The sequence below is a fragment of the Bordetella bronchialis genome, assembly GCF_001676705.1.
GTDB classification, from domain to species: domain Bacteria; phylum Pseudomonadota; class Gammaproteobacteria; order Burkholderiales; family Burkholderiaceae_B; genus Bordetella_C; species Bordetella_C bronchialis.
Map to the genome: position 1 here is coordinate 3,452,658 of NZ_CP016170.1, position 13,091 is coordinate 3,465,748.

At 65.2% G+C, this 13,091-nt stretch carries 10 protein-coding genes; 3 read left to right on the top strand and 7 right to left on the bottom strand.

Annotated elements, in window-relative coordinates; all coding sequences use genetic code 11:
* Nucleotides 1–10 precede the first annotated feature (10 nt).
* Both BAU06_RS15245 and BAU06_RS15250 read left to right on the top strand, forming a co-directional pair.
* The gene (locus tag BAU06_RS15245; protein ID WP_066351007.1) at nucleotides 11–1,015 is read left to right on the top strand and encodes an ornithine cyclodeaminase family protein; all 1,005 of its coding nucleotides are present in this window, start codon (nucleotides 11–13) and stop codon (nucleotides 1,013–1,015) included.
* A 28-nt stretch (nucleotides 1,016–1,043) separates the two neighbouring features.
* Complete coding sequence (locus BAU06_RS15250; RefSeq protein ID WP_231933882.1) at nucleotides 1,044–1,865, top strand: phosphate/phosphite/phosphonate ABC transporter substrate-binding protein; 822 nt, start codon at nucleotides 1,044–1,046, stop codon at nucleotides 1,863–1,865.
* A gap of 854 nt (nucleotides 1,866–2,719) precedes the next feature.
* Here BAU06_RS15250 and BAU06_RS15255 read toward each other — a convergent pair.
* The 4 genes from BAU06_RS15255 to BAU06_RS15270 form a co-directional block, all read right to left on the bottom strand.
* Nucleotides 2,720–3,601, bottom strand: a complete 882-nt coding sequence (locus BAU06_RS15255) for a polysaccharide deacetylase family protein (RefSeq protein ID WP_066351013.1) — start codon at nucleotides 3,599–3,601, stop codon at nucleotides 2,720–2,722.
* Entirely contained in the window at nucleotides 3,598–4,425 is an 828-nt protein-coding gene (locus BAU06_RS15260; RefSeq protein WP_066351023.1) for a polysaccharide deacetylase family protein, read from the bottom strand. The genes BAU06_RS15255 and BAU06_RS15260 overlap by 4 nt, the downstream gene beginning before the upstream one ends.
* 87 nt (nucleotides 4,426–4,512) lie before the next feature.
* Entirely contained in the window at nucleotides 4,513–5,544 is a 1,032-nt protein-coding gene (locus tag BAU06_RS15265) for a Bug family tripartite tricarboxylate transporter substrate binding protein (protein ID WP_082993712.1), read from the bottom strand.
* Between the two features lie 122 nt (nucleotides 5,545–5,666).
* Entirely contained in the window at nucleotides 5,667–6,800 is a 1,134-nt protein-coding gene (locus tag BAU06_RS15270; protein WP_156770242.1) for a C45 family autoproteolytic acyltransferase/hydolase, read from the bottom strand.
* 132 nt (nucleotides 6,801–6,932) lie between these two features.
* Between BAU06_RS15270 and BAU06_RS15275 the strand changes: the two genes are divergently transcribed.
* A complete protein-coding gene (locus tag BAU06_RS15275) occupies nucleotides 6,933–7,901 on the top strand; it encodes a LysR family transcriptional regulator (RefSeq protein ID WP_156770243.1) in 969 nt (322 codons plus the stop codon).
* On the opposite strand, the gene BAU06_RS15280 is transcribed toward BAU06_RS15275, so the two are convergent.
* From BAU06_RS15280 to BAU06_RS15290, 3 genes are all read right to left on the bottom strand, one after another.
* On the bottom strand, nucleotides 7,872–9,761 hold the full coding sequence (locus tag BAU06_RS15280; RefSeq protein ID WP_156770244.1) for a hypothetical protein: 1,890 nt from the start codon (nucleotides 9,759–9,761) through the stop codon (nucleotides 7,872–7,874). The two genes, BAU06_RS15275 and BAU06_RS15280, sit on opposite strands and share 30 nt — an antisense overlap.
* Before the next feature lie 362 nt (nucleotides 9,762–10,123).
* Complete coding sequence (locus BAU06_RS15285) at nucleotides 10,124–11,788, bottom strand: ATP-dependent DNA ligase (protein WP_066351051.1); 1,665 nt, start codon at nucleotides 11,786–11,788, stop codon at nucleotides 10,124–10,126.
* Nucleotides 11,785–12,834, bottom strand: a complete 1,050-nt coding sequence (locus BAU06_RS15290; RefSeq protein ID WP_231933883.1) for a ligase-associated DNA damage response exonuclease — start codon at nucleotides 12,832–12,834, stop codon at nucleotides 11,785–11,787. The genes BAU06_RS15285 and BAU06_RS15290 overlap by 4 nt, the downstream gene beginning before the upstream one ends.
* Between the last annotated feature and the right edge of the window lie 257 nt (nucleotides 12,835–13,091).

A 13,091-nucleotide genomic window follows, 5' to 3' on the forward strand; every position in this document is an offset into this window, starting at 1 on the left:
CGGAGACATCATGCAGTCCATCGACATTACCTATCTGAACGGGCCCGACGTCAAAGCCCTGAACATCACGGATGCGGAGATCCTGGCCGCGGTGGAAGGCGCCTTGCGCGCCCAGGGCCTGGGCAAGACGGTGATCGAGCCGCGCGTGCACCTGGTGCCGGAGTCCTCGGACAAGGGCCACTTCAATGTGCTGCGCGGCTATATCGAGCCGCTGCATGTGGCCGGCGTCAAGGTGGTCAGCGACTTCGTCGACAACTACAAGGTGGGCCTGCCGTCGGAGATGGCGCTGCTGAACCTGTTCGACCCGGTAACCGGCAAGCCGCTGGCCATCGTGGATGCGACGGCCATCACGGACATGCGTACCGGGGCGGTGACCGCGCTGGGCGCGCGGCATCTGGCCCGCCAGGGCAGCAAGGTGCTGGGACACATCGGCGCCCGCGGGACCTCGTACTGGAATGTGCGCTTGCTGGACAGCATTTTCGATTTCGACGAGATCCGCGTGCATTCGCGCCGCCCGGAAAGCCGGCAGGCTTTCGGCGAGCGGCTGTCGCGGGATCTGGGCAAGCCCGTTTCCGTGGTGGACGACTGGAAGTCCTGCGTGCGCGACGCGGATATCGTGGTCGAGGCCTCGCGCCTGCCCGAGCCGACGCCGCTGCTGAAGACGGCATGGATCAAGCCCGGCGCGCTGGTGATGCCCTACGGGACGATGAGCGCGGTCGAATTGTCGTTGACGGACATCATGAGCAAGGTGGTGGTGGATGACTGGGGGCAGTGCCGCAAGGGACTGCCGTTCGGCGCGCTGCGCGCGCATGTGGACAGCGACCGCATTACGCAGGAGAACCTGCATGCGGAGATCGGGCAGATTGTCGCGGGGCTGAAGCCGGGCCGCGAGCGCGAGGACGAGACGATCCTGTTCTGGCATCGCGGGCTGTCGACGACGGATATCGCGCTGGGCCAGGCGATGCTGGACAAGGCACGGCGCCTGGGGATCGGACAGACCTTGAAGTTCGCTTGATCGCCATGCGGACTCTCATGAAAGAACCATGATGCAATCGACGCTGATCGCCTCGACGCGGATGTACGACGTGGCGCCGACGGCGCGGGCGGCGTGGCATGCCTTGCTGGGCGAGGCGCATCGGCGGGCGGGCCTGACGGTGCGGTTCGTGGAGCATGGGTGGCCCACGCCGATTGCGGAGCTCTGGTCGCGGCCGGGCTTGTGCGGCGCGTTCATGTGCGGATGGCCTTACGCGCAGGCTTTGCGCGCTGGGAGGGAGTACCAGGCCGTGGCGGCGGTGGTGCCGGATTTTCCTTGGTACGAGGGACAGGCGCGCTATCGCAGCGAGTTCCTGGTGCGCGCGGATGCGCCGTGGACGGGGCTGGAAGAGGCGTTGGGTTGCCGGTACGGATGGATGGTCCGGGATTCGCAGTCGGGATGGAATGCGCCGCGGCGTGCGCTTGCCGCGTATGCGGCGGTGCGGGACGGGAAGCTGTTCCGGGAGGTGAAAGGGCCTTACGGCAACCCGCGCGGGCTATTGGGCGCGTTGCGGGGCGGGGAGATCGATCTGACGGCGGTGGATGGTTGGTATCTGGATCTTTTGCGGGTGCATGACGCCGGGGCGCTGGAAAATGTGCGGACGATCGGGGTGACGCCGTGGACCCCGAATCCGCTGTTGGTGTGCAGGGTCGATGTGGAGGCGGCGTGTTGCGAGCGGCTCAGGGCGACGCTGGTGGCGATGCACCGGGATGGGGACGCGGCGGGTCTGCTGCGCGAGGCTCGCGTGCAGCGGTTCGTGGCGGTGGATGCGGGGGCTTATGATGCGCTGCTCGATGATGGGGATGGCGCTGGGTATCCGGATATCGTGTAGACCGTCAGGGTTGCGATGCGCGTGAAAAAGGCGGCCGCGAAGCGGCCGCCTGGCCGGCGGAATGGGGGCGGTTCCCTGTGGCCGGAGGTGGATCCCTAGATGACGTGGAACAGCCACAGCAGAATGATGACCGGGATGGGGATCCCCAACAGCCATAGCAGTATGCCTCGCATGGCGCTCTCCTTTTCTCGGTTGCCCGCTACGTACGGCGGGCTTCGATTGTGGAGGAGCAAACCTCGTGCCTGGTGGGGTGTGGTGGGGATCTCCGGCGTGGGGCGGTGGCTTGGGTGTTCGCTCGGGTTTTGCTTGATGTTTGCTGGGGGGGTGCCTGTCGGACGTCCGGCGGGGGGATGCCTGCCGGCGCCGGCCTGGTCGGGCGGTCCGGGGCCCGGGCCCCGGACACCACGTCGCTCGTCTCGTCCGCCGGGCGTTGGCTGGTTGGGTTTTTCTTCATGGCGTCCGCGCCACGGCTTCCTTCGACATCCGCTCGTTCGCCCTCCGACAGGCCGTCGCCGGCAGGCATCCCCCCGCCGGACTGCGTCGTGCCTCAGTGGCGGGTATCGGGGCGGGTGGTTTGCTTGGCCCTTCGTTGGAAGAGGCTATGGACGGTTGAAGGTCTTGCGGGGCCGATCGCGACGGCCCCCCAGCGGGGCCGCCGCGATCCTGCGTGTCGCGTGTTGCGTGTTGCGTGTTGCGTGTTGCGTGTTGCGTGTTGCGTGTTGCGTGCGGGGTGCGGGGTGCGGGGTGCGGGGTGCGGGGTATCGGTTTCTTTTTTTGCGGGTCGTCCTGGGGCTTGCGCTGGATTGTTTGTCGCGGCGTGGGGGCGTGGGGGTGCCGGCTATGCCGCCGCGCCGCTACAGCGGCCGGATGGCCAGGTCGCCTCGATATACCTGCTTGGCCAGGGTGTTGGCGTGGGCGCGGTACGGATCCGGCTCGGGCGTCAGGTTCAGCGATAGCGTGTGGTCGGCCAATTGCTGGCAGGTCATGAAGCGGACGCCGCCCAGTTGCTTGAGCTCGGCCAGCAAGGTGTCGAGCACGGCGATGCGTGCGGCGCGGGTGGAGCCGAAATCGCCGCGCAGGTTCAGGGTGATGGGGATGAGCGTGCCTTCCGCGTGCATGGCGGCGATTTCGTCGCGCCAGATGGCTTGCAGGCGAGCATGCGTGTGGCGGGCCGAGTAGATGGGTGCGTCGTCCAGGGCGAAGGACGAGGGTAGCTCGACGACTTTCTTCTCCCCCGTCAGGCCGAATACGTAGGGATGATCGGCGTCCTGGAAGCTGGCGTCGTAGATGAAGCCCAGGTCGGCCAGGTGATGCAGCGTCTTCGAGGAGAGCTCGCCGCCGGGGGCGCGGAAGCCTGCGGGCGCGACGCCGGCCGCGTCCGCCAGGATGTCGCGCGAGTCCTTCAGGACTTGCGCTTCCTTGTCGCCCAGGGTGGCGAAGTTTTCCAGGTCGATACCGCGGGCGGCGATTTCGTGGCCGTTGGCGGCCAGTTCGCGGATCAGGTCGGGATGGCGGCGTGCGTCCGTGCCCGGTACGAAGAAGGTGGCGGGCACGTCATGCCTGTTGAACAGTTCGACCAGGCGTGGGAAGCCGGCGCGCACGGCGTAGCGGCCATAGGAGTAGCGGCCGAACATGCGTTCGGTGGGGACTTCCTTCAGGTCGAAGGATTCGGCGTCGAAGTTGACGGTCAGCAAGGCGACCGCGCGGGCGCCGGTGGGCCAGGTATGCGTGCTCATGCGAACGACACCTCTTCAAGATTGTTGCTGTTGTCCAGGCACCATTGCGCGAAGGCGCGCGATTCCATGAATTGCACGCCGTCGTGCGTCTTCATGTAGGCGATCAGGTCGGACAGGGCCTTGGTGCGCGAGGGCGTGCCCGAGCCCCAGCCGGCGCGCGGGTGCAGCGACATGACGAAGAAGCGGTCGTTGCGGTAGATGGCGTCGAACTCGGTCTTCCATTGCGCCAGGACTTCGGATGGCGGCGTATAGCTGAACTTGTAGAAGGGGAAGTCGTCCAGGCTGTAGGTGTTGTTGGGCAGCTCGACGATGACGTCGTCCTGGCCCTTGCCGAAGCGCAGCCGGTACGGGCGGTCGTAGTCCTTGTCGCTGGAATCGTAGATGTAGCCCAGCGACTTCAGCACCTTCATGGTCTTGTCGCTTTTGCGGCCGGACGGCGAGCGCCAGCCCAGCACGGGTTTCTTGATGATGTCGCGCAGGATGCCGTCGGTCTTGCGCAGCAGCGCTTCCTCCTCGGCGGCTTCCAGTTCCCAGGCCTCGTGCAGATAGCCGTGCGCGGCGACCTCGAAGCCGTTGCGGTCGATATCCTCGATGGTGGCGGGATGGCGCTCGGCATCATAGCCGGGCACGAAGAAAGTGCCCTTGATGTTGTGGCGGTCCAGCATCTCCATATGCCGCGGCACGCCGCAGCGGGCGGAGTAGTTGCCCCAGGAATGCTTGCCCAGCGGGGCGATGCCGCGCCCTACTTCATGGCTGGGGCCATCGAAGTCGATGCCGATCAGCACGACGCAGCGCATGGCCTCTGGAAATGTGGTTTGTCTCATCCTTGGTCCTTGATGATCGGTTTGACGATCGGTGCCGTGGTCCGACCGGCGATCGTACTGGCGACCGCCGGATCGGTCCATGGGCGGTCAATCCAGCTTGATATTGGACTCGCGCACCACCGTGCCCCACTTCTGGCGTTCGGCATCCAGGAATTTGGAGAATTCCGCGGGCGGCATGTTGGCGATGTCGAAAGACCGGGCGCGCATGGTGGCCTGGAAGTCCGGCGAGGCATAGACTTTCTCGATGGCCTTGTACAGCGTGTCGACCGTCGATTGCGGCATGCCGGCGGGCCCGAACAGGCCTACCCAGCCCACCGCGCTGAAGCCGGGATATCCGGATTCCGCGATGGTCGGGACATCGGGCAGGACGGCGTTGCGCTTGAGCGCCGTGGTGGCGATGGGCCGCACCTTGCCGGCCTTGATGTTGCCGATCTGCGTGCCGACCAGGTCCAGCATATAGTCCAGGCGGCCCGCCAGCAGGTCCGTCGTCGCCTGGCCCGCGCCGTTGTACGGCACGCCGCTGGCCTTGATGCCGGCGTCGCGGTTGAACTTCTCCACCGCCAGGTGGGCCGAGCTGCCCACCGTGGTGACGCCGTAGTTCAGCTTGCCGGGATTGGCCTTGGCCGCGTCGACCAGTTCTTTCAGCGTATGCACCTTGGACGACTCGGGCACCACAACGACGTTGTCGAAGGTGGCCAGTACGGTGATCGGCGTGAAGTCCCTGACGGGGTCATACGGCAGTTTGGAATACAGGAATTGGTTGGCGCCGTGCGTGCCGGTGGAGCCGACCAGCAAGGTATAGCCGTCGGGCTTGGCCTGGCCGACGAAGGACGCGCCGATACCGCCGCCGGCACCCGGCCGGTTCTCGACCACGATGGTCTGGCCCAGTTCCTTGCCCACTTCCTGCGCGACGATGCGCGCCTGGATGTCCGTGCCGCCGCCCGCGGCGAATGGCACGATCAGCCGGATCGGATGAGAGGGATATTTGTCGCCGTCCTGCGCCGCGGCCGTACCGGACACGGCGACGGCAACGCCCAGCGCCAGCGTGGCGGCCATGCGGGCCAGCCCGCCGGTAAAGACGCCGCCGCGCGGCAGATGGTGTTCGAAGGCCTTTTTCATGGCTGCTTCCCCTGTGGTGTTTTAGAAAATCCCGGCCCGCGCCGGGTGACTCGGCGGCCGCAACGTGCGCGGCCGCGCGATGCGCATACGGAATGGTTCCGCGGTACAGCCGGCGGCAGCCGCTAGCGGTTCCGCCGCGGCAACTCATAGCGGGTGAACGTGGGATCCAGCGCAGGCAGGTTGGCCACTTCCATCACGTTCAGCGCCGGCTGCATGACGACCGTGGATACCGTCGCGCTACGCGTATCGCGCCCGAAGTCGCCGCGCGGCGGCCTGCACACCGACCACGGCGACTGGAAATCGTCGAGCAGCGCCTGTTTTACGGAATCCACGGTGATGCGGCCCACGTCCGGCGCCAGCAGGTCGCGCACGCGCTGCTCGCGATACAGCGTGCACGGCGAGAACGCGATGCCCGTGTCCTTGAGCTTCGCCAGGGCGATCGGGCTCAGCCAATGATTGGAATGCACCAGCAGGCCGTTCCGCGGCAGCAGCTGGAAGGTCTCGTCCGGCGCGCACTCGAAATTGATGGCAACGCCTTCGTGATGGCACACGGCCATATTGTTGGAGCCGGTCTTGGGTGTCGCGTACACCGCGTGCATGGCCCAGGCCAGGTACGGGCTTTCCAGGGCCTTGCGGCGGATCAGGGGCAACGGCACACCGATCTGCCTGTAATCGCGATCGCACTCCAGGTTGTTGCCCGTGATCGATATTCCGGCGGAGTTGAAGCCCGAGCGGGCCAGCATTCCGGCTTCCGTAAAGGTAAGGATGTCCGGGCCGTCATCGCGCAGGATGCGCAGCACCACGCCGGTCTCCGAGCATTCTTCCTTCCAGTCCCAGTTCTGCGCGTGGATCAATTGGCCGTCGGCGGTGGCTTCGCGCATGACCTTCACGGAAGTGCAGCCATCGTTGGTTTCGCCCAGCAGACGCGCGCGCAGCTCCGGTTTGAAGGCCAGCTTCATGACTTCGGTGCGGGCGTTCAGCAGGAAGATGTCTTCCAGGCGCACCCCCGCCCCTTCCGCAATGCCTTGCATCTCGGTCAAGTAGTTCTCGTCGAACTTGCGCACCGCCGGGATGTAGCTGTGGATGATCTTGTCGATCTCGCTGCGTTCCAGCTTCCAGCGGGCCGCCTGTTCGCTGTAGTGCTCGATGGAGCGGGCGATGCGCTGCCGGGCCTGCTCGCCATAGGACCGGCCCCGCTCCCGCGGCGCGCCGCTGATTTCGTACAGGGGGAACGGCGTCACTTGCTGCCTGCTCATCGATTTCTCCAACAGCCTTGTTTCAGGGTCGAGACAAATCCTAGACGCCGCCGCTCATAACATCAAATGATTTATCTGGAACATATAATGCTTTTTTTGATATGAATAGCCCGCCGTTTGGAGATCGCCTTCGTGGAACTGGATACGCTGCGCAAGGTCAACCTGAACCTGCTGACGGTGTTCGAACTGCTGATGGAAACGCGCAGCGCCACGGAGACCGCGGCCCGGCTGCATACGACCCAGCCCGGCATCAGCCGAAAGCTGGCCGAATTGCGCCGGCTGCTGGCGGATCCCTTGTTCGTCCTGGTGCGCAGGCAACTCGTCCCTACCCCGCGCGCGCTGGAAATCCGCCCGGTCGTACGGGAAGCCCTGGCGGCCATCGGCGGCATCATGGAAGACGGCGGGGCCTTCGATCCCATGAAGTCTTCGCGCACCTTCCGCATCGCCGCCCGCCATACCATCGAATGGATGCTGGCGCCCGGCCTGCGCAGCTATTGCGACAGCCATGCGCCCGGGGTGCGATTCAGCTTTGTCAATATGCAAGGCGTGGCGCTGCCGGAAAAACAGCTGGAGGATCACTCCATCGACATCGCGCTGGGCCGCTTCGAAGAGGTCGGCGGCCGTTTCCGCACGCACGCGCTATTCGACGACGATCGGGTCTGCCTGTTAAGGCATGGGCATCCCGCCGCGCGCAAGCGGCTGACGCCCGCCAATTTCTGCCAGCTGCGCTTCGTGACCACGACCGATATGTACGGCAAGGACAACGAGGTGGACGCATGGTTGCGCAAGTCCGGCTTTCAACGGCAGTTCGATCTGTACGTGTCCAGCATGAGCCATGTCCCCTTGATCCTGCTGCAGACCGACCTTGCCGTAACCATGCCGCGCAAACTGGCGATGTACGTGGCGCGGTTCCATCCCCTGCATGTCCTGGAGCTCGGCTTCCAGCTGCCGCGGTCGCACTACAACATGGTCTGGCATGCCCGATGGGATGAAGTCCCGTCGCATCGATGGATGCGCGAGACCGTCGCGGGATTGATGACAGCTGGGGTATTCCAGAAGTCTGGCTCGCCTTCAGCTCAAGTTGGGAATGCTGGCCTGTAGCCAGACTTCTTCGCCCTGCATGCTGTTATCCACGAACTTGACCGATGCCTGATTGTTTACCAGCACCGCCGTCAGCGTTTTGCCGTCATTGGACACTTGTTGGTTTGCGGTCTCGTCCACGAACCAGGCGTCAATGCCGTCCTTGGCGCCGCGGGCAGGCGATAGCTGGAACACGACCTGCAAGTCGCCCTTATCCACAGTGCCCCCCGTCAAGGTGGCGGTGGCCGTATGCTGGGAAATCCCGTCGGCCAAGGTTTTCGTGTCCAAGTCATTGCTCGTCAGCTTCAGTTCCAGGGTCAGGTTGGCCGCATAATCCAGCAGCGGCGGAACCGACGGCACATAAAGCTCGCTGGTCTCGATATAGGCGCGCAGGCCCACTAGCTCGCCGCTCATGTTGGCGTCCTGGAACTGCGCAATTGCCTGCCCATTGTTCAGCGGCGCGTGCAAGGTCTTGCCGTTGTCGCTGGTCGTTTGATTGCCGCCGGGAATGAAGCTGGCCGAGCTGCCCTCGACCAGTTTGAATGTCGCCTGCTGCGCGTTGGGTGGCAGCGCACCCACGTGGCTGGCCACGGCCGTGGCTTGATATATCTTTCCGCCCGCGGCCAGGCGGCTATCGAAAATCGTCAGGTCGCGCTCCAGTTCCAGCGTCGCGCCGATATTGCGCACGAACCTGAACGGCAATTTAATTGGCGTGGATTCGATGTAGTAGGAATCGTCGCCCCCTGGATCTATCTCGATAGCCGCTCGCAAAGCCACGGTTTCGCCATTGGGCGACGTGTCCACGAACTGGACGGTGGCCTGGCCCGTACTGGGGTTCACGGGCGCGCGTAACTGCATGCCGTCCGTGCTTAGCGTTTGCCCGAGCCGAGGAATGAAGCGCGCCTTGTGGCCGCCGTCGTCCGGCAGGTTGAAAAACACGGGAGACGGAAATTCCGGCCCTGCCGTGCGCAGTCGGGTAATGGTGGCCGTGGCCGTATGAGGAGAGATACCGTCGGCCTGTGGCAGCAAGTCGCTGTCGCCCGTCAGCACAAGTTTATAGGGCGCAGCGCGCGGCGGCACCGGCTTTGTGGTCAGGTAATTGAAGGAGAAGGTATTGCCTTCGCTAGCGGCAACCAGTGCAAACTTCCACCCCCCCACCCATAATTGACTTAGCATGTAATCCGTTTCCGGGTCCCAGAGCTTGAAGGTGCCGGCATCCGGATCGTAGTCCCGTATCACCAGGTCCGTAGCGGCAAGATCCGGCGGAAAGACGAGGTCACGATAATCGGGGGAAAAGCTCGGTATCCAATCGAGGCGTTTAAGGCTGCCTTGCAGGCTATTCAATTTGATCTGGTCTTCAGCGACGTACTTCATCACGAAACGGGTGATGCCTGCCTGCCCATCATAGGTATATCCGAGCCCTTCATTGTTGAAGTAAGGTGGGTCGTTGCAGCACAAATACATGCGATTCAGTCCTTCCCCCGTCGTGATCTGCACCACGCCATAGTCCACCGCGGCTCCTTTCTTGTAAGCACTGAATGTAAACTCCAGGCTTGGGGGGTCGGGGGTTACCTTGCCATACCAGGCATTGACCCATGCCGTAAGCGTGGCCGTTTCGCCCGCTGGGTTCATATCCAGGAAATGCGCCACCATATCGACGCCATCCAGCAGCGACTGGAAAGTGAGCGTTTTCCTGTCCTCGCTCAACACTTGGCGCTCGTCCGTTCGTAGGAATATCGCGGATCGGTCTTGTGGCAAAGAGAAGACAGCGGACATATCAGGCGTAGTACGCATAGAGTACTTAAGCACCGCCCTGTGAGTCGTCATCCCATCGGCGGGCGGCTGCGTATCGGTACTGCCGGTAAGCGTCGCTTCACTCATAATCTCTCCGTTGTGGTATCGATTTGCCACGAGGACCGCGAACAGAGCGGTTTTCATCCTGCTGCAGCCGAAAAGAGACTCGCCACGGCACCGTTCAGCGCTGGGTAATACACGCTCCTGATGTAGCAGCGTAGGGGCTCAGCCCGATACCTGCCTTTAAATCGACGCCAACTCTTTTGATTTGCGCGACACGCCAGGTCTTCGATACCTGGCGCGCGGGGGGTTGGCGGCGTACAGCCATGGCAGCTCCCGCTTGAGCGGGCAGGACGCCTCGGCGGAAAGCGATATTCGGTGAACTGGGCTACCGCATGGAGATGGAACGGCCCTCGATAGAGCCATACGCAAACATTGCCTGCGATGTGTCAAGTGGACGGGCCCCCGGAACCATCCGGCAACAGCGCCGCCAGGGTTTCCAGGGTGTCGGCATCCTGCGGCGTCTTGTCCTGCCGCCAACGCAGCATGCGCGGAAAGCGCACGGCGATGCCGCTTTTGTGGCGGCTGCTGCGGGCGATGCCTTCGAACCCCAGTTCGAATACCTGCGTGGGTTCCAGGCTGCGCACGGGCCCGAATTTTTCGACGGTGGTTTTCCGCACGATGGCGTCGACCTGACGGATCTCCTCGTCGGTCAGGCCGGAATAGGCCTTGGCGAAAGGCACCAGGCGGCGTTCCGCCGACTCCGGCGGCGCGTCCCAGACCGCGAAGGTGTAATCGGTATACAGGCTGGCGCGCCGCCCATGGCCGCGCTGCGCATAAATCAATACGGCGTCCACGGAGAACGGATCCACCTTCCACTTCCACCAGACGCCGCTTTCCTTGGTGCGCCCCACGCCGTAGCGGGCGTCGGCGGCCTTCAGCATCATGCCCTCCACGCCCAGGGCGCGCGAGGCTTCACGCTGGCGCGCCAGGTCCTGCCAATCCGCCCCCCGCAGCAGCGGCGACAGCACCAGCGCCGGATCCCGGATCCCATCGGCCAGGCGCTCCAGCATGGCGCGGCGCTCGGCTTGCGTGCGGCCGCGCAGGTCTTCGCCATCGAACTCGAGCAGGTCGTAGGCCAGCAGCACGACGGGGGCCTCGGCCAGCAGCCTGGCGCCGACCGTCTTGCGGCCCAGGCGCTGCTGCAGATGGGCGAAGGGCTGCACGCGGTCTTCGCGCCAGACGACGATCTCCCCGTCCAGCACCGTGCCTTCGGGCAGCCGCGTGCCCAGGCGCATCAGCTCCGGAAACCGTTCGGTGACCAGTTCTTCGCCACGCGACCAGACCCAGGTCTGCTCGGCCCGGCGCACCAGCTGGGCGCGGATGCCGTCCCACTTCCATTCGACCTGCCAGCCTGCCGGCGGGCCGAGCAGATCGTCGAAGGCCGCCACGTCGGCATTCAGGGGGTGCGCCAGGAAGAAAGGATAGGGCTGGCCGTCGACCCGCGCCTGGCCTTCGTGCGAGACCGGCTCCAGCAGGCGCGCGAACACGTCGGCCTGCGGGCGGGCGCCGATGTCGGTATAGCCGATCAGGCGCTGCGACATGTGGCGGGTCTCCACGCCGGCCACTTCGGCCAGCGCCCGCGTCAGGAGCAGCTTGGAGACGCCCACCCGCATCGCGCCCGTCATCAGCTTGGCGCAGACGAAGCGGCCATGTTGATCCAGGCGGCCGAATAGGTCCCGCAGGCGATACAGGATTTCCGCAGGCGGCAGGCCGCGCAGCGGCAGCAGCCGTTCCTCCACCCACTCGGCCAGGCTGGCCGTATCGGGCGTGCCGGGGTCGGGCAGCAGCAGGGACAGCGTTTCCGCCAGGTCGCCCACGGCCTGGTAGCTTTCCTCGAACAGCCATTCCGGAATCCCGGCGGCGTCCATGATGAACTGCCGCAGGATCTTGGTGGGCACCAGCTGGCGCGGCTTGCCGCCCGCCAGGAAGTAGGCGGCCCAGGCGCCGTCGGCGGGAGGCGCCTGGCGGAAGTAATCCCGCATCGCGGCCAGCTTGGCGTTGCTGGACGTGGTGGCGTCCAGGCGGGTGTACAGGTCGGCGAAGTCCTTCATCGGGGCTCGCCCTCGCCTGGAGCCGGTGCGTCGGCGCCGCCCTCGTCCTCTTCGGCGCCGTACTCGGTGGTGAAGGACTCGGCGCGCACCCCCTGCTCGTTCAGCCAGCGGACCAGCACCGCCGTGCTGCCATGGGTGACGATCACGCGCTGGGCGCCGGTGGCGGCGATGGCCTGCCCGAGGCCGGGCCAGTCCGCGTGGTCGGACATGACGAAGCCGCGGTCGACCCCGCGGCGACGGCGGGCGCCCCGCAAGCGCATCCAGCCGCTGGCGAAGGCGTCCGCATGATCGCCGAAGCGCCGCGTCCAGGGCGTGCCGCGGGCTGACGGTGGCGCCAGGACCAGGGCACGCCGCAGCGCCGCCGCATCGGCCACGTCATTCACCGTCACCGTGGGCGGCAGCGCCACCCCCGATGCGCGGTACACGCGGTTGAGGGTCTCCACCGCGCCATGCGCCACGATGGGGCCGATGGAGCCGTCCAGCCCGTGCAGGATGCGTTGCGCCTTCCCGAAGGCATAGCAGTAAAGCACCGACGGCCGCCCCTCGGCCGCGTTCGCCGCCCACCAGGCATTGATGTCCGCGCGCACGCTGTCGACCTCGTCCCACCGGTATACCGGTATCCCGAAGGTGGACTCGGTAATAAAGACGTCACACCGGACGGGCTCAAATGGATCGCAGGTGCCATCCTTCTGCAGCTTGTAGTCGCCGGACGCCACCCAGACCTGCCCTTCGTATTCCAGCCGTACCTGGGCGGAGCCCAGCACATGGCCGGCCGGGTGCAGGCTGATGCGCACGCCGTTGTGCACGCGCGGCTCGCCATAGGGTACGGCGTCCAGGTCCACGCTGCCGACCCGCGACCGCAGCACGCCGGCGCCGGGCGCGGCCGCCAGGTAATGGCGGTGTCCGGACCGCGCGTGGTCGGAATGGGCGTGCGTGATGACGGCGCGGTCCACCGGGCGCCAGGGGTCGATATGGAAGTCTCCCGGCGGGCAATACAGCCCTTCGGGACGCGCGACGACAAGGTCCATGGTGAATGATTGATCCATCGCAAAGCGCATGCGGCCGCGAGGCCGGAAATTACGGGAGAGCAAATCGCAAGCCGGCCCCCGGCCACCGAGTTACCAATGCACACATCAGTGCCGCCGTTCCGTGCGCAGAATAGCTGTTGACCGCCGATTTCAGCTCTTCAGGCACGCTGCTTGCCAAGATAGATGCAACCGGACGATGGCCAGGGCGCGGATCGCGGCGAAGCATCGCGTATAGAAATTACGCTGCTTGTCATTTCCTACGCGAGCAAAGCAAC